The 15,905-nt window shown below is 70.2% G+C and carries 13 protein-coding genes; 6 read left to right on the top strand and 7 right to left on the bottom strand.

Annotated elements, in window-relative coordinates; translation table 11 throughout:
- Positions 1-112 precede the first annotated feature (112 nt).
- Positions 113-1,594 carry an MATE family efflux transporter gene (locus tag HHUB_RS13195; RefSeq protein ID WP_059058122.1) on the top strand — a complete coding sequence of 494 codons (1,482 nt, stop codon included), beginning with the start codon at positions 113-115 and terminating at the stop codon, positions 1,592-1,594.
- 143 nt (positions 1,595-1,737) lie between these two features.
- On the top strand, positions 1,738-2,529 hold the full coding sequence (locus tag HHUB_RS13190; RefSeq protein ID WP_059058121.1) for a DUF7089 family protein: 792 nt from the start codon (positions 1,738-1,740) through the stop codon (positions 2,527-2,529).
- A gap of 34 nt (positions 2,530-2,563) precedes the next feature.
- Here the strand turns inward: HHUB_RS13190 and HHUB_RS13185 are convergent, their stop codons facing one another.
- Both HHUB_RS13185 and HHUB_RS13180 read right to left on the bottom strand, forming a co-directional pair.
- Positions 2,564-3,142 (bottom strand): DUF7090 family protein, encoded by a 579-nt coding sequence (locus HHUB_RS13185; RefSeq protein WP_059058118.1) that lies wholly within the window; start codon positions 3,140-3,142, stop codon positions 2,564-2,566.
- Positions 3,143-3,213: 71 nt separating this feature from the next.
- Positions 3,214-3,651 carry a DUF2391 family protein gene (locus HHUB_RS13180; RefSeq protein ID WP_059058116.1) on the bottom strand — a complete coding sequence of 146 codons (438 nt, stop codon included), beginning with the start codon at positions 3,649-3,651 and terminating at the stop codon, positions 3,214-3,216.
- A 98-nt stretch (positions 3,652-3,749) separates the two neighbouring features.
- Here HHUB_RS13180 and HHUB_RS13175 point away from each other — a divergent pair, with 98 nt between their 5' ends.
- Positions 3,750-4,427 carry a class I SAM-dependent methyltransferase gene (locus HHUB_RS13175; protein WP_059058114.1) on the top strand — a complete coding sequence of 226 codons (678 nt, stop codon included), beginning with the start codon at positions 3,750-3,752 and terminating at the stop codon, positions 4,425-4,427.
- 24 nt (positions 4,428-4,451) lie between these two features.
- Here HHUB_RS13175 and HHUB_RS13170 read toward each other — a convergent pair whose 3' ends face one another.
- The 4 genes from HHUB_RS13170 to HHUB_RS13155 are packed head-to-tail and all read right to left on the bottom strand — an operon-like array spanning position 4,452 to position 11,826.
- Positions 4,452-5,471 carry an ABC transporter ATP-binding protein gene (locus HHUB_RS13170; RefSeq protein WP_059058112.1) on the bottom strand — a complete coding sequence of 340 codons (1,020 nt, stop codon included), beginning with the start codon at positions 5,469-5,471 and terminating at the stop codon, positions 4,452-4,454.
- The gene (locus HHUB_RS13165) at positions 5,468-7,357 is read right to left on the bottom strand and encodes an ABC transporter permease (RefSeq protein WP_082687248.1); all 1,890 of its coding nucleotides are present in this window, start codon (positions 7,355-7,357) and stop codon (positions 5,468-5,470) included. Before HHUB_RS13165 ends, HHUB_RS13170 begins: the two co-directional genes overlap by 4 nt.
- Entirely contained in the window at positions 7,318-8,442 is a 1,125-nt protein-coding gene (locus HHUB_RS13160; RefSeq protein ID WP_059058110.1) for a thiamine ABC transporter substrate-binding protein, read from the bottom strand. The genes HHUB_RS13165 and HHUB_RS13160 overlap by 40 nt, the downstream gene beginning before the upstream one ends.
- 57 nt (positions 8,443-8,499) lie before the next feature.
- Complete coding sequence (locus HHUB_RS13155) at positions 8,500-11,826, bottom strand: beta strand repeat-containing protein (RefSeq protein ID WP_059058108.1); 3,327 nt, start codon at positions 11,824-11,826, stop codon at positions 8,500-8,502.
- A gap of 150 nt (positions 11,827-11,976) precedes the next feature.
- Between HHUB_RS13155 and HHUB_RS13150 the strand changes: the two genes are divergently transcribed.
- Positions 11,977-12,993 carry an AI-2E family transporter gene (locus HHUB_RS13150; RefSeq protein WP_059058107.1) on the top strand — a complete coding sequence of 339 codons (1,017 nt, stop codon included), beginning with the start codon at positions 11,977-11,979 and terminating at the stop codon, positions 12,991-12,993.
- Positions 12,994-13,008: 15 nt separating this feature from the next.
- Here the strand turns inward: HHUB_RS13150 and HHUB_RS13145 are convergent, their stop codons facing one another.
- Complete coding sequence (locus HHUB_RS13145; protein WP_059058104.1) at positions 13,009-13,779, bottom strand: sulfurtransferase; 771 nt, start codon at positions 13,777-13,779, stop codon at positions 13,009-13,011.
- A 209-nt stretch (positions 13,780-13,988) separates the two neighbouring features.
- Here HHUB_RS13145 and HHUB_RS13140 point away from each other — a divergent pair, with 209 nt between their 5' ends.
- Both HHUB_RS13140 and HHUB_RS13135 read left to right on the top strand, forming a co-directional pair.
- Positions 13,989-14,843 (top strand): sulfurtransferase, encoded by an 855-nt coding sequence (locus tag HHUB_RS13140; protein WP_059058102.1) that lies wholly within the window; start codon positions 13,989-13,991, stop codon positions 14,841-14,843.
- A 115-nt stretch (positions 14,844-14,958) separates the two neighbouring features.
- The gene (locus HHUB_RS13135) at positions 14,959-15,588 is read left to right on the top strand and encodes a hypothetical protein (protein WP_059058327.1); all 630 of its coding nucleotides are present in this window, start codon (positions 14,959-14,961) and stop codon (positions 15,586-15,588) included.
- The last annotated feature ends 317 nt before the right edge of the window (positions 15,589-15,905 follow it).

Here is a 15,905-nt window from a genome sequence, read left to right as displayed (position 1 = left end):
AGTTCACGCGTTCCATCCTTCGTCGCGGCTCGCGGCCGCGGCGCCGCTCGAACCCGCGGTAGGTTGCCGGCTGGCGAAGTTGTTTTCCGCGCCGACGAGACGCTTCCGATAGATGACTCTGCGTCGCCGCGCGGAGGCGCTCGTCGCCGCGTTCCCCGCGCTGCTGGCTCGTCTCGGGCTCGTCGACCGGCAGAAGGGCGAGGAGGCGTTCGACCTCGCGCTGCCCGCGATGGTCACGGGCGGGCTGCGCACCGTCCTCCGGACGACGGACTTCCTGATGGTGAGCATCGCCGCCGGGGACGTCGCGGTCGCCGCCCTCGAGTTCGGGTTCCAGTACTACTTCATCCCGTTCGGGCTCGCGCTCGCGCTCACCAGCGGCACCATCAGCGTCGTCTCCCGGCTGAAGGGCGCCGACGAGGACGCGGAAGCGGACTTCGCCATCAAGCAGTCGCTGTGGATTTCGCTACTGCTGTCGGCGCCGCTCACGCTCGGCGCGTGGCTGTACGCGGACCCGCTCGTCGGACTGCTCGCCAGCGACGCGGAGACGGCGGCGCTGGGCGCGGACTACCTCCGCGTGGTGATGCTGTCGGTGGCGTTCCGGTTCTGGAGCATGATCGCGGCGCGGGCGCTGGCGGGCGCCGGCGACACCCGCACGCCGATGTACGTCCGCCTCGTGACGCTCCCGACGAACATCGCGTTGAACGCCGTGCTCATCTTCGGGCTGTTCGGCTTCCCGGAGCTCAGCGTCGTCGGCGCGGCGTGGGGGACCGCCGCCGCGAACGCGCTCGCGGGCGTCGTCTTCCTCGCCGTCCTGCTGTCGGGGCGGTGGAGCGTCACGCTCCGACTGCGCGGCAAGCAGTGGGACTGGGGCGTCGCCCGGGAAATCGTGCGCGTCGCGCTCCCGCTGGCGGGCACGCGGCTCTCGCGGACGTTCGGCCGGTTCCCGTTCCTGTTCGTGCTCGGCGTGCTCGGGACGCCCGTGGTCGCGTCGTACGCCATCGGCCGCCGCGTGATGCTGCTGGCGCTGATGCCCGCGTGGGGGTACTCCACGGCGTCCAGCACCCTCGTCGGCCAGCGGTTGGGCGCGGGCGACCCCGACGAGGCCGCCGACTACGGCTGGCAGACGCTTCGCATCGCGCTGGTCACCCAGTTGCTCATCGGGGCCGGCATCTTCCTCGCGGCGACGCCAATCGCGCAGGCGTTCGGCGCGGCGAACGTCGACCTCACGGTGACGTTCATCCGCGTGTTCGGGTTGAGCGTCGCCGGCTTCTCGGTGTCGCGGACGCTCCGCGGCGGCCTCCGCGGCGCCGGCGACACCCGCTGGCCGTTCTACGGCGCCATCGCGGGCACGTACCTCGTCCGCCTGCCGCTGGCGTTCCTCGCGCTCCCGGCGACGTTCGTCTTCGGGCCGTTCGCGCTCGGCCCGCTCTCGATTCCCGCCGTCTCGCCGGGGCTCGGCCTCGGCCTGACCGCCATCTTCGCGGCCATCCTCGGGGACATGTACGTGCGCGCCGCGGTCAACTTCGTTCGCTTCCGCTCGGGGGCGTGGCGCGCGTACGGCGCGAAGACGCCGGCGGCCGACGGCGCGGACTGACCGGCGCGTCGCGCGGGCGAACGACCGCAATTTAAGTCCTCGCGGGCGAATCACCTCGTATGAGCACGGCAACGAAGTACGTCGCCGCGACGGTCGGCCTCGCCGCCGCCCTCGCGCTGATAATCGTCGTCAACGTCGCGTAGATGTTCTCGGAGCGCGACCTCGCGGGCGAACTCGCGGCCGTCCGGGAGGCGTACGCGCCGGGGGTCATCGTCCTCGACTGCGAGCGGGACTTCCAGACGCTGCCCCCCGAGCACCGCGACGACCTCGCGCTGCTCGTCGAGTCGCTGACGCCCAGCGAGTACGACACGGCGTGGCTCCCCGAGGACGCCCCCCAGATTCTCTACCGGCTGGCGTCCAGCGACTTCGTCGTCGGGACGCCGGGGGACGGCGCGGTCGCGTGGACGACCCAGACGGACCCGCCGGTCGTCTTCGTGAAGGCGCGCACCGAGGGGACGCCCGAGGCGTTCGAGCGGTTCCTCGTCGCGGAGGCGCTCGTCGAGGCGGGACTGGACCTCCCCGAGCAGTTCCTCGGCTTCTTCGAGGACGAGTACCGCGCGTTCGACGCCGCCGTCGACGCCGACCCGGCGTCGGTCTACCAGCTCGCCTCGGCGTGCTGCGACGCCTACCGCGGGCTCCACGCGCGCGAGGAGTTCGAGTCGTGGGCCGACGACTACCCCGACCTCCACGAGGCGTGGGTGGACGCCGGCGAGCGCGTCACCGGCCGCATCGACGGCCTCCCGAAGGAAATCGCGCGCGGCGAGACGTCGTTCTCGGACGCCGCCGAACTCGCGTGCAGCGCCGTCAAGCACGACGTCGAGTTGCCCGCGCCGTTCGCCGCGCTGGACACGCTCGCGTACCGCCGCCACGGCGCCAGCTACGCGGTGACGTGGGCGGAGAAAGTGTTCGATGCCGACGCCGCGGACTCCGAGTAACCGACGCTGATTCTGCGGACCGCGGCGTAATCCGTCAGTAGTCGGCGGCGACGTTCCCGTCTTCGTCAAGTTCGACGACCACGTCGCTCTCCCCGCGGAACGAGTCCAGCACGTCGTCGTCGTGGACCTCCCGGGAGACGTGGACGAGCGCGACCGCGTCGTGTTCGTCCAGCAGGTCGCCGAGCCGGACGAGCGCATCCAGCGCGCGATCCTCGTCGGCGTAGTACGCCAGCTCGGTCAGCGAGTCGAAGCTCACGCGGCGCTTCCCGGGGTTGTCCGTGAGGAATTGATCGACGGCCGCGAGGATGCCGTCGACGTCGTCGGGCGCGGAGACGTAGTGGATGTGGCTGGCGCCGCGCCGCGAGTAGCCGCGGTCGACGGAGAGCGTGTCCAGAATCTCGGCGCTGTCCTCGTCGACGTCGTAGTACTCCAGTTTCTGCGTGACCTCGCGGGCGGTCGTGCGCGTGGAGACGACGAGGAAATTGTCGGTGTCCGTCTTCAGGAAGTCGGTGTCCATGCGGTCGGTCTCGCCGGTGCTGGGGTGGAGCAGCAGTACGACGGTGCCGCCCGGGACGGAGTCGGGCGCTCCGTCGATGGCGAGGTCGTAGTCCATACCGCAGGAAAGCGCCCACGCGGTCTTAACCTTCGGGGTCGGGGAGTCCCGCGCCGCGTGCGCGACCGCGCTCAGAACACGCTGTCGGCGGTCGCGGCGCCGACGACGCTGAAGATGGCGCCGACGCAGACGGCCTTCGCGGTGAGCGCCGCGACCGCCGACAGCGACGTGCCGAGTTCCAGTTGGCCGGCGAACGTCGTGGGCGCGGTGACCGCCAGCGCGAGCACGAGCACGGAGCCGTACGCGACTCCCATCAGGGAGACGAACCGCACGGGGACGCCCGCGACCTCGGCTTCGCGGTCGGGGTTGCGGTCGTCGTCGGCCTCGTAGAGCGCGCCGTAGCCGATGGCGAACACGACGACGACGGTCGCGAGCACGTGGAACCACTGCATGCGGCTGGCGAGTAGCCACACCTCCTCGGTGACGACGAACGGTCCCGCCAGCAGGAAGCCGCCGACGACCTGCTGGGCGGTGTCCGCGACGCGATACCGTCTGTTTCGGCCGACCATACCCGACAGTCGGGGACGGCCGGGAAAACGTCTACGGGTGCGGGTGCGGCCGACCAGATTCCTGCGGGTTTTTGCCCGCGGCGGCCGTCGCTTTCGGTATGAGCGTACGCAAGGAGTTCGACGAGTGGGCGGCGTCGGGTCGCGACAAGGGGATGGAGGAGCGTCACTGGCACACCGCCAAGCACGTGCTCGCACGGATGCCCGTGGAGGCCGACGACTACGTCCTCGACCTCGGCACCGGGAGCGGGTACGCGCTGCGGGCGCTCCGCGAGCGCGGCATCGCGCGCGGCTACGGACTGGACGGCGCGCCGGAGATGGCGCGCAACGCCCAGTCGTACACCGAGGACGACGAAATCGGCTACGTCGTCGGGGACTTCGGGAGCCTGCCGTTCGCCGACGACAGCCTCGACCACGTGTTCTCGATGGAGGCGTTCTACTACGCCAGCGACCCCCACGAGACCCTCGAAGAGGTCCGGCGCGTGCTGAAGCCCGGCGGGACGTTCTACTGCGCGGTGAACTACTACGAGGAGAACGTCCACAGCCACGACTGGCAGGACAACATCACCGTGGAGATGACCCGCTGGGACAAGGCCCAGTACCGCGAGGCGTTCCGCGAGGCGGGCCTGCACGTCGCCGAGCAGGACAACGTCGCGGACCGCGACGTCGAGATTCCGCCCGCCGCCGAGTTCCCCCACGAGGGCTTCGAGACGCGCGAGGACATGGTCGAGCGCTACCGCACGTACGGCACGCTGCTGACCGTCGGCGTCGCGCCTTAAACAGGAAACGCGACCCCGACCCAATCAGAGCAGCGTCGCGTCCTCGGGCTCGAATCCGAGCACGGCTTCTCCCGCTGGCGGCTCGTCGCGGGTCTTCACGAGCACTTCCCGGCCGTCCCACTCGCAGTGCGCGCGGTAGGCGTCGCCGAGGAACTCCACGCTCTCCACGCGCACCGCGAACCGGTTCTGCTCGCAGTCGAAGCGCAGGGACTCGGGGCGCACGCAGACCGTCGTGCGGCCGTCGGTGCGCTCGCCGACGTCGAACTCAGTCTTGCCGACGCGGACCGAACACCCCTCTGTTTCGACTGGAGATTCGCCGCCGAAGACGTTGTTGTCGCCGACGAACTCCGCGACGAACCGCGACGCCGGCTCCCGGTAGACCTCCTCGGGCTCGCCGACCTGCTCGACGCGGCCGGCGTTCAGCACGGCCACGCGGTCCGAAATCGCCAGCGCCTCGCTCTGGTCGTGCGTGACGTAGACGGTCGTGATGTCCAGTTCGGACTGAATCTCCTTGACCTGCACGCGCAGCCGTTCCCGGAGCCGCGCGTCCAGCGCGCTCATCGGCTCGTCGAGCAGGAGGACGTCGGGCTCGGGCGCGAGCGCGCGGGCCAGCGCCACGCGCTGCTGCTGGCCGCCCGACAGCTCGCCGGGGTCGCGGTCCTCGAACCCCGCTAAATCGACCAGCTCCAGTAGCTCCGCGACGCGCTCGTCGGTCGTCTGTCCCGCGGGCGGGTCGCGGAACCGGAGGCCGTACGCGACGTTCTCCGCGACGCTCATGTGCGGGAACAGCGCGTAGCTCTGGAAGACGATGCCCACGTCGCGGTCCTCCGGCGGCACGCCCGCCACGGAGTCGCCGCCGAAGCGCACGTCGCCGCTGTCGGGCTGCTCGAACCCCGCAATCAGCCGGAGCGTCGTCGTCTTCCCGCAGCCCGAGGGGCCGACGAGCGTGAAGAACTCGCCGTCGCGCACGTCGAGAGAGACGCCCTCGACGGCGGTCGTCGCGCCGAACGCCCGCGTCACGTCGTCCAACTGGAGGCTCGTCACGGTCGGTACCTCCCACCGACGCGGTCGATGACCACGAAGCTGGCGGCTGTCACCGCGAGCAGAATCGTCCCCATCGCGGCCGCCGGGCCGACGCTCGGGCCGGCCGCGCGGTCCACGAGGTAGCGCTTCAGCGCCACCGGCATCGTGTACGCGTTCTCCCCGGCGAGGAGGACGGTGGCGTCGAACTCGCCGACGCTGAGCGCGAACGCGAACGCCGCGCCCGCGAGCACGCCCGGCCACACCAGCGGCAGTTCCACGTCCCACAGCGCTCGCGCGCGGCTCGCGCCGAGCGCCCGCGCGGACTCCACCAGCCGGTCGTCGACGGCGGTCAGCATCGGCGCGACGTTCCGCACGACGAACGGGTAGCCCGCGACGGCGTGCGCGGCGACGACGACGGCCGCGCCGACGACGCTGACGCGGTAGCCGAACAGCTCCACGCCGAACACCAGCGACTGCAACATCCCGAACCCGACGACGATGCCCGACACCGCGATGGGCGCCATCAGGACTGCGTCCGCGACCTTCCGGCCGCGGCCGCCGCGCGCGGAGAACGCCGCAACGACGACGCCCATCGGGAGCGCGAGCGCGAGCGCGCCGACGCCGAACCGAAGCGAGTTCCACACCGCGACCGACGGCTGGGTGCGGCTATCGGCCTGTTTTTCGAGGAGGAAGCGCCACCACTCCAGCGTCGGGTCGCCGAGGCCGCCGACGCTCGCCAGCACCATCGACGCCAGCGGCGCGAGGAAGACGACCGCGACGACGACGCCGTAGAGGCCGACGCCGGCGCGCACGAGCGCGCTCCGGAGGTCATTCGAATCGAGGGCGAACAGCCGCTGGCGGGGGAGCGGGTTCCCCGCGCCGCCGCCCGTGCGCCGCGCCTCGTAGCGAAGGTAGACGTACGTCAGCCCCAGCGAGACGACAGTCTCCAGCGTGGCGAGCGCGGCCGCCGTCTCCACGTCGAACTGCTGGACGCGCGCGTACAGCCACACCTCCACGGTCGCCAACTGGAGGCCGCCCAATCCCAACACGATGGGGAAGGTCATGAACGTGAACACGAACGTCAGCACCGCGCTCGCCGCCAGCGCCGGCAGCAACTGGGGCGCGACCACGTCCTTGAACGCCCGGAGCGGGCTGGCGCCCAGCGAGCGCGCGGTCTCGACCGCGCTGGCGTCCACGTTCTCCCACGCCGACGTCACCATCCGCGTCACGAGCGGCGCGTTGTAGAAGGCGTGCGCCAGTACCACGATTTCCAGCGTGTACAGCAGTTCGACCTTCCCCAGTCCGAGGGTCGTCAGCACGCCGTTGAGCGTACCGTTCGTCCCGAACGTCGCGACGAACCCCGCGACGACCATGATGGAGGGGAGCACGAACGGCAGGATGGTCAGCGATTTCAGCGTGCGCCGGCCGGGGAACTCGAAGCGGGCGAGCACGTACGCGCCCGGTAGCCCGAGCGCGACGCTCGCGACCGTCGAGAGCGCCGCCTGCCACGCAGTGAACCCGAACAGCCCCTTCCGAACGCTGGGGTAGCTCACCCACACGTCGGGCGCGAGCCCCGTCCACGCGGCGTGGACGCGCACGCTCGCCAGCCACGCGAGCACGTCACCCGGGACTCGCGCGGGGTGCGCGAACAGGCCGTGCGCTGCGCCCATGTAGAACTCGCTGACGAGGACGTCCCGAATCGGTTCGGCGGCGTCCCCGAACGCCTCCGCGAACACCGTCCACACGGGGTAGTAGAAGACGACGCCGAGCACCAGCACCGTCGCCGCGCCGACGACCGGGAGGACCAGCCGGTCCGCGTCGTCGGCGAGCCGGCCGCCCGCTCGGGACAGCCAGTCGGTCACGCGCGTCAGTTGCTCGCGACCAGCTGCGCCCACGCCTCGGTCCATTCGTCGAGGTTGCCTGCGAGCTCCTCGTAGGTAAACGTGACCGGCTCGGGCGGCTCCTTGGCGTACTCGGCGTACCCCTCGGGCAGCGACGCGGTGGTCGTCGCGGGAATCTGGACGTTCTTCTGGGCGACGCTCGCCTGCGCCTCGTCAGTGAGCACGAAGTCCACGAAGTCGGCGGCGGTCTCGGGCTGGTCGCTGTCCGCGAACCGCCCGACGGTCTCGGGGTTGGCGTACCCCTGGTCGTTCAGGAAGCTAATCTGGTGGTGGGGCAGCTCCTCCTCGCTGTTGTAGTAGACTTGGTCGGTGGAGTAGGAGACGACCATCGGGCGCTCGCCCGCGGTGAACGCGTCGTACGCGGGCGTCCAGTCGTCGAGCACGCGCACGTCGTTGGCGAGCAGGTCCTCCCAGTAGTCGAGGTAGCCGTCCGGTCCCTTCTCGTGAATCGTCCACAGGAGGAAGGCGAGTCCGGGGTCGCTGGACTGGGCGTTCTGCGCGAGCAGCGTCCCCTCGTAGGCGGGTTCGAGGAGCGCGTCGAAGGTCTCGGGGTCGTCGATTTCGGTGCTGTCGTAGACGGGCGTGATGTAGCCCGTGTCGTAGGCGACGACGCGGTTCTCCGGGTCGATTTCGAGGCTCTCCTTGACGTCGCCGTCGTTGTCGAGGTCGGCGCGCAGGTCGTCGAAGAGGTCGCTGTCGGGCAGCGACTGGTCGACGCGCACGAGGTCGGGCGTGTTCAGGCCGACGAAGAGGTCGGCGTCGATGCCCGCGTTCTGGTCTTTGCGCTGGATGAACTCGTTGATGCCGTTGCTCGGCGCGGTGTACTCGATTTCGGTGTCGTGGTCGGCCTCCCACTGGTCTTTCAGCCAGCGGCCCGCCGTCCCCTCGTCGCCGAAGAAGGAGTCGTAGGTCGCGATTGTCAGCGGCTCCGTGGACTCGCTGGTGGTGCCGGTCGTCGTCCCCTCGGTGGTCGAGGCGTCCGTGGTGGTGCTCGTGCTCGTCTGCTCGCTCTCCTCGACCTGCAGACAGCCGGCGGTCAGCAGTCCCGCGGCGCCTACGCCGGCCGTCTTGAGGTAGTCGCGCCGTCTCATTACCCGGTTGTTTCGCAGTGTGGTAGAAAAGGCCGTCGCTTCGGGCGGTGGCGCCGCTCACTCCCGCAGCGCCAGCGCCGCCGCCGCGAGGAGCGCGAGCAGCGCGGCCGCCGTCCCGAAGCCCGGTGCTTCGCCGGGGCTCTGCGGCGGGACGTTTTCCGCGCCCGGCTCCGCCGTGGTCGCTGTGGCCGTCTCTGCGGCCGTCGCTGTCGCTGTCGGCGTCCGCTCGGACGTCGGCGCCGTCGTCGCCGTGGCCGTGGTCGATTCCGTCGGCCGCGCGGTCGTCGTGCCCGCCGAGCCGCCGGTCGTCGGCGTCGCGGTCGCGGTCGCCGTGGCTACCGGGTCGGTCTCGTCGTCGCTCGACCCCGCCGGGTCGTTCGTCCCGCCGTCGCCGCCGTCACCACTTGTCGGCTCGCTCGTCGTGGTAGACGGGTCGGTCGTGGTGGAGGAGTCGGTCGTCGTGGTCCCCTCGATGGTCGTCTCGTTCGCCGTCACCGCCACGGACATCGACGCCGTGTCCACGTCGTCCGACCCGTCGTCGGCAGTCAGTATCACCTCGTACGTGCCGTCGTCCTCGAACGCGTGGGTGACCGTCTCCCCGGACGCGCTGCCGCCGTCGTCGAACGTCCAGTCGTAGTCCACGCTCCCGGTCGCGTCCGAGACGCTCGCCGGCGAGAACTTCGCGCTCTCGCCCTCCTCGACGGTCTTGGTGTCGTTGAGTGACACGGAGAGGTTCTCGGTGTCGACCGTGAGCGCGCCCGTCTCGCCGGTGTCGGTGTTGCCCTGATTCCCGGTCGCGACGACCGTCGCGTTCTGGTCGCCGTCGGTGGCGTTCGAGCCGACAGTCACGTTCGCGGCGTAGTCACCGGTGCCGTCAGAAGTGAGGGTGACGTTGCCCGCGTCGAATGCCGAGAGGTCAGTTTCGACGCTGGCGACGTCGCCGCTCACGGTCGCTGACACGGTGACGTTGTCCCCGGGCGCGACGATGCCGTTCCCGTTGGTCGCGTCGGTGAGGGCCGCGGACTCGACGACGGGCGCGTCCTCGACAGTCACGTTCGTCACGTCGCTGGCGGTCCCGGCGTCGTCCGTCGCGGTCACCTCGACGGTGTACGTGCCGGTGTCGGCGTACGCGTGAGTGACCGTCTTGCCGGTCGCACTCTCGCCGTCGCCGAACGTCCAGTCGTAGGTCACGTCGCCGGTCGCGCCCGCGACCGACGCGTCGTACTCGACGGTCTCGTTCACGCCGACCGTCCGGTCGTCCCCGACGGTGACGGTCAGTTCGTCCACGACCACGTCCAGCGTCCCCGTCGTCGCGCTGTCCTCGGTGCCGCTCGCACCGGTCGCGGTCACAGTCGCCGACTGCGCGCCTTCGGTGACGTTCGCGCCGACAGTGGTGGTGTTCGTGTACGTCCCGCCGTCGGCCACGAGTTCCACGCTCCCCGCGTCGAACGCCGAGAGGTCGGCGGTCACCGAATCGACGCTCCCGGAGACGGTGGCGTTCACGGTGACTTCGTCGCGCGGCGAGACAGTACCGTTCCCGTCGGTCGCGTCAGTGAGGTTCACCGATTCGACGACGGGCGGATTCTCGACGGTCACGTTCGTCGTGTCGCTGGCGGTGTCGCCCGTCTCGTCGGTCGCGGTCACCTCGACCGTGTACGTGCCGGACGCGCTGTACGTGTGCGTGACCGTCTCCCCGGACGAACTGTTGCCGTCGCCGAACGTCCAGTCGTAGGTCACGTCGCCCGTCGCCCCGGAGACGCTCGCCGGCGAGAACTCGACGGACTGCCCCTCCTCGACGGTTCTTGTGTCGTTGAGCGCCACCGACAAGTTCTCCGTGTCCACCCTGAGCGCGCCCGTCGTCCCGCTGTCGGTGTTCCCCTCGCCGTCGCTGGCCGTGACGGTCACGTTCTGGTCGCCGTCGGTGGCGTCGGGGCCGACAGTGGCGTTCGCCTCGTAGCTGCCGGTGCCGTCGCCGGTGAGGGTCACGGTGCCGGCGTCGAACGCCGAGAGGTCGGCGGTCACCGAATCGACGTCCCCGGAGACGGTGGCGTTCACGGTCACCTCGTCGCCCGCCTCCACGTCGCCGTCGCCGTTCGTCGCGTCGGTGAGGTTCACGGACTCGACTGTCGGCACGCGGTCGTCCACGGTCGCGGTGTCGGTGTTCCCCGAGGTCGCGTCGCCCGCGGAGGCCGCCGAATCAAGCGTCGCCGTGTACTCGCCGTCCGCGCTCCCGTCGTAGGTCGCCGTGTACGAGTACGGGTCCGTGCCGGTCTCCTCGAAGTCGCCGGCCGCGAGCGTCAACGCCGCCGTCTCCGGGCCGTCGAGCGTGACGTTCAGCTCCGAGAGGTCGTGGTTCGTCGTGACGTTCACGGTGACGTTCTGGTCGCCGGTCGCGGTCGCCGCGAACTCGCTGACCGAGAGGTCGGCTGGCCTGCTCACAACGCGCGCGACGCCCGCGCTCTCGTCGATGGAGACCGTCGCGCCGTCGGCGTCTGTCACCTTCCGCGTCGTCCCGTCCGCCCGCGTGTACGCCAACTCGGCGTTCTGCGAGTGGATAATCTCGTGAGTGTCGTCGCCCACCCAGTCGACGGCCGCCACGGGCTGCTTGTCGGTGTTGTTGCTGGTCTCGCGGAACTCGCGGTCGGTCCCGGTGCTGTTCACGATTTCGGGGTATTGGCTGCCGTCTATCACGGGCACCCAAAGTTCCCCGTCCCCGTAGATGTCCGCCGGCGCCCCCGCGGCGTCGCTGTTCGCGAAGTTTCCGTATTCTGTGTCGTTGGTGGTCGACCCGTTGTAGTAGTGGAGGTTCTGGGACGTCCCCACGAACACCACGTCCGTCGTCCCGGAGCCGTCGAAGTCAGTCACGCCGAGGACCGTCTTCGCCTCCTCCCCGCCGACTGCCGTCGGGCTCCCGGAGACGTTCACGTACCGCAGTTGGTTGTTCGCGTCCGCGTACACCACCTCGGGGACCCCGTCCCCGGTCCAATCGCCGACGCCGACCTTCCCGGTGCTCGCGTCGCCGTCCTCGACGAGCATCTGCGTCTCGCCGTTCGCGTCGACGGCCTTCACGCCGGCCCCGGTCGTCACGTACGACGCCTCCAGCAGGCCGTCGTCGTCGAGGTCAGCCATCGGCCCGACGATTGCGGCGTCGCTCACGCCGGTCCCGACCGTCGTCCCGTCCGCACGCATGAACGTGATTTCAGACGTACTGTCGTCCACGTACACGAACTCCACCGGGTTCGAGTCGGCCGCCTGCGTCGTCGTGCTTCCCGATACCGCTCCGACCGCCCCGCCGACGCCCGCAGCCGCGACCACCAACGCCGCGGCGAGGACGGCCACCGCCGACCGCCGCGCGCTCGCGCTGCTGCCCCCACTGTCAGCCATGTTGCATACACGGCGGGTCTCGCGGAAAGGGGTTATTGCCAGATTTCTAGGAATGGGGGCTGAGGCGGCCACTAAGACTAAGTACGCGGTGTCGGAGCGGGGCGGTCGTCGCGCCGAACGCTTTTGACACCGCCCGCGGTACGTCGTGGTGTGCCCCCGTCACGAACCACCACGCTGGCAGCCGTCCTCGCTGTGCTCCTCGTCGCCGCCGCGCTGCTGCTCGGCGCGGTCTTCGGCACGGTGTTTTTCGCCGTCACGGTCGCGTACCTCCTCGTGCCGATTCACCGGCGCGTCCAGCGCCTCGGCCTGCCGCCGTGGTGGTCGAGCGCGACGACAGCCGTGCTGGCGTCGCTGGCGGTGCTGGTCCCCGTCTCCGTCGGCATCTACGTGCTCACCGACCGCGCCAGCGGCCTCGTGGACGTGCTCGAAGGACTGCCGGAGGTCGTGACGCTGGCGGTCTACGGCTACGAGTACCCCGTGGAGGTCGGCGCCGTCACCGACGCCGTGCTGTCGTTCGTCGCGGCGTTCGCCGTCGACTTCGCGGTCACGCTCCCGGAGCTCGCGCTGAAGTTCACGCTGTTCGGGATGGTCGTGTTCGGCCTGCTGCTCGCGCACAAGGACGCCGAGCGCGCGCTCCTCGCGACGATTCCCGCCAGCTACCACGACGTCGCGCGGTCGCTGGCGCGGCGCGCGGGAGCGACCCTGTACGCCATCTACGTCCTGCAGGCGGTGACCGCGCTCGCGACGACCGCCATCGCGCTCCCCGTGTTCCTCGCGCTCGGCGTCCCCTACCCCATCATGCTCGCCGTAGTCGCGGGCATCCTCCAGTTCATCCCCATCGTCGGCCCGTCGCTGGTCGTCGGTGGAATTGCGCTCTACTGGGCGAGCGTCGGCAACGTCACCGGCGCTATGCTCGTCGTCGTGGTCGCGGGCGTGCTGGTGGCGTGGCTGCCCGATGTCGTGGTGCGGCCGCGGCTCTCCCGGCGCACCGCCGACCTCCCGGGGAGCCTCTACTTCGTCGGCTTCACGGGCGGCCTGCTCACGGTCGGCCCCATCGGCATCATCGCGGGGCCGCTCGTCGTCGCGCTCGTCGTGGAGGCCGCGAGCCTGCTGGCGGACGAGCACCGCGGCGCGCAGGCGTCGCTGTTGCCCGAGGAGTGGCCGTGACCGGCGGCGTAGCGGCTACTCCAGCGGGTGGCCGCGCTCGGTCCAGTCCGTGAGGCTGCCCTCGTAGAACGCGACGTCCGGGAACCCCAGCCAGCGCAGCACGACGAACGTGTGGCTGATGCGGCGCGCAGTGTTGCAGTACAGCACGACCCGCTCGTCGGGCGTAATGCCGCGCTCGGCGAGCAAGTCCTCGATGTCCGCGCGGGGCTTGAGGCCGCGCGTCTCGTCGTCGACGACCTCCTTCCAGTCGAGGTTCACCGCGCCCGGAATGTGGCCCTCGGCGTACTCCTCGGGCTCGCGGGTGTCCACGACCACCGCGTCGGGGTCGTCGGTCGCCGCGAGCACGTCGTCGGCGTCCACGAACACGTCCTCGCGGGCGTCGCCGGGCTCGTAGTCGGTCGGCGTCACGTCGGGCGCGTCGTCGGTGGTCTCGTGGTCGCGCAGCCACGCGCTGTAGTCGCCGTCCAGCAGTCGGAGGTCGTCGTGGCCGTAGTAGAGCGCGGTGACGAGGAAGCGCGCGGCGAACACGCCGTGCGTGTCGTCGTACGCGACGATTGTGTCCCCGCGCTCGATGCCCGCGTCGCCGAGCAGGTCGGCCCAGTGGTCGCGGGCGGGCATCATTCCCTCCGGCCCGCCCTCGGCTCGGAAGTCGTCGAACGGCACGCTGACCGCGCCCGGAACGTGCCCGATGCCGTCGTACTCCCACGCGTCGCGGATGTCCACGACGGCGACGTCGTCGAGGTGTTCGGCGAGCCAGTCCGCGGACGCGACCCATTCCTCGCTCATACGTGAACCGTGGACTCGGCCCGCCTTAGCCTCCCTGCTGTCGCCGTCACTCCGAGATAGCGGAGGTTGTTGCCGGTGAACGCTCGCGGACCCGGCGAGGGCCTCGGGTACCCGACCCGCCGCCGGAAACATTTGCTGGTAAACTCGACGGCCGGGGGAACCTGCCGGCGTGGCCGGTAGTTATGGGGATGGGTGTTGTACGGAGGCGTATGGCAGAATACGCCAAAGACGTACTCGTCACCGCGGACTGGGTCGAGGAGCGCCTCGACGAGTTCGAGAGTGACGACCCCGAGCATCGACTCGTCGAAGTCGACGTCGACACCGAAGCGTACGACGACGAACACGCGCCCGGTGCCATCGGCTTCAACTGGGAGACCCAACTGCAGGACCAGACCCAGCGGGACATCCTCGAGAAGGACGACTTCGAGGGCCTCCTCGGCAGCCACGGCATCACCGAGGACTCTACGGTCGTCCTCTACGGCGACAACTCCAACTGGTTCGCCGCCTACGCCTACTGGCAGTTCAAGTACTACGGCCACGACGACGTGAAGCTCCTCGACGGCGGCCGCGAGTACTGGGTGGAGAACGACTACCCGACCACCGACGAGGTGCCGGAGTTCTCCGAGCAGTCCTACGACGCCAGCGGCCCCCGCGAGTCCATCCGCGCGTACCGCGACGACGTCGAGAAGGCCATCGACCGCGGCGTCCCGCTCGTCGACGTCCGTAGCCCCGAGGAGTACAGCGGCGAAGTCCTCGCGCCGCCGGGACTCCAGGAGACCGCCCAGCGCGGCGGCCACATCCCCGGCGCGAAGAACATCTCGTGGGCCGCGGTCACGAACGACGACGGCACGTTCAAGACCCAAGCGGAGCTCGAAGAGCTCTACGCCGACGAGGGCATCGAGGGCGACAGCACGACGGTCGCGTACTGCCGCATCGGCGAGCGCTCGTCGGTCGCGTGGTTCGCGCTCCACGAACTGCTCGGCTACGACGACACCGTCAACTACGACGGCTCGTGGACCGAGTGGGGCAACCTCGTGGACGCCCCCATCGAGACGGGCGAGTAACCCGCCACCACACACTCGTTCTTTCGCGCGCCGCGACCCCGTAGCGTCGGCTGTCGCGCCCCGTGGGTTCGCCGCGACGACAGCTTACAAGCCCCAGCAGCCACTACCGGTGGACGTGACACCCAGCGAATTCCTCGACGCGGTCCGCGACGACAACGAGACCGCGCTCTCCCGGCTCGGCTCCTCGAAGTCGCTGTACGCCGCCACCGGCGGCGAGATGGACGCCGGCCCCGTGCTGGAAGCCGGCGCGGACGCCGAGTACGTCGCCGCGCAGACGTTCCACGCGTGGGCCGACAGCGAGTCCGACGACGCCGCCCGCGAGGCCTTCGAGACCACCGCCGCCGAGGAGGATGACCACGCCGACGCCGTCCTCGCCGAACTCGACGACTACCAGCCCGACGACGACGCCACCGGCATGCAGGCGTACCTCCGCGGCCTCGACGACACCGTCGAACGCGCCGGCGCGCTCGTCGGCCGCGTCCTCGCCACCGAGAAGTCCAAAGAACAGCTCACCGGCTTCTTCGTCGGCCAAGCCGACCCCCAGACCGCGAGCGTCTTCCGCGGCCTCAAGGGCGACCTCGACGACCAGCGCGAGCGCGCGCTCGACCTCCTCGAAACGCTCTGCGAGGACGACGAAGACTGGGAGACCGCCAAGGACGCCGCCGACGCCGCGATTCAGGCCGCCTACGACGAGTACACCGAACAGCTCGAAGCCATGGGCGTGAATCCCAAGCCGGTCTGTTAAACGACCTTTTGCGCTGCGGGGCGCCTGCGGCGCCCCTCGGCAAAAGCTCGGCCAAAAGCACTCCTCACCCCCTCCGGGGGTTCGTCGGCCTCGCGGCTTCGCCGCGAGTGAACGGCTTCGCTCGGGCTCTTCGAGCCGCTCGCTCGCCGATGCTCGTCAGCTATTGGCTTAATTAGTCGTCAAGCATCCGGCGACCGAGCGGGCCGGAGGCCCCGGAAGGTCGTCGATTCACTGCGTGAGCGAACGAAGTGAGCGAATGCAGGCCGACGACCGAACGGAGTCCTTCGAGAGAGCGAAGCTCTCTCGTGATGACGAGA

Source organism: Halobacterium hubeiense (genome assembly GCF_001488575.1).
In the GTDB taxonomy this organism is placed as follows: Archaea; Halobacteriota; Halobacteria; order Halobacteriales; family Halobacteriaceae; genus Halobacterium; species Halobacterium hubeiense.
The sequence above is the reverse complement of the archived record's forward strand: the minus strand, read 5'-3'. Positions and strand labels throughout refer to the sequence as shown.

Coding starts and splice junctions, on each gene's coding strand:
- HHUB_RS13195 (WP_059058122.1), top strand. CDS start 113: ATGACTCTGCGTCGCCGCGCGGAGGCGCTCGTCGCCGCGTTCCCCGCG.
- HHUB_RS13185 (WP_059058118.1), bottom strand. CDS start 3,142: ATGGACTACGACCTCGCCATCGACGGAGCGCCCGACTCCGTCCCGGGC.
- HHUB_RS13180 (WP_059058116.1), bottom strand. CDS start 3,651: ATGGTCGGCCGAAACAGACGGTATCGCGTCGCGGACACCGCCCAGCAG.
- HHUB_RS13190 (WP_059058121.1), top strand. CDS start 1,738: ATGTTCTCGGAGCGCGACCTCGCGGGCGAACTCGCGGCCGTCCGGGAG.
- HHUB_RS13160 (WP_059058110.1), bottom strand. CDS start 8,442: ATGAGACGGCGCGACTACCTCAAGACGGCCGGCGTAGGCGCCGCGGGA.
- HHUB_RS13175 (WP_059058114.1), top strand. CDS start 3,750: ATGAGCGTACGCAAGGAGTTCGACGAGTGGGCGGCGTCGGGTCGCGAC.
- HHUB_RS13145 (WP_059058104.1), bottom strand. CDS start 13,779: ATGAGCGAGGAATGGGTCGCGTCCGCGGACTGGCTCGCCGAACACCTC.
- HHUB_RS13140 (WP_059058102.1), top strand. CDS start 13,989: ATGGCAGAATACGCCAAAGACGTACTCGTCACCGCGGACTGGGTCGAG.
- HHUB_RS13165 (WP_082687248.1), bottom strand. CDS start 7,357: ATGGACCGAGGCGTGGGCGCAGCTGGTCGCGAGCAACTGACGCGCGTG.
- HHUB_RS13155 (WP_059058108.1), bottom strand. CDS start 11,826: ATGGCTGACAGTGGGGGCAGCAGCGCGAGCGCGCGGCGGTCGGCGGTG.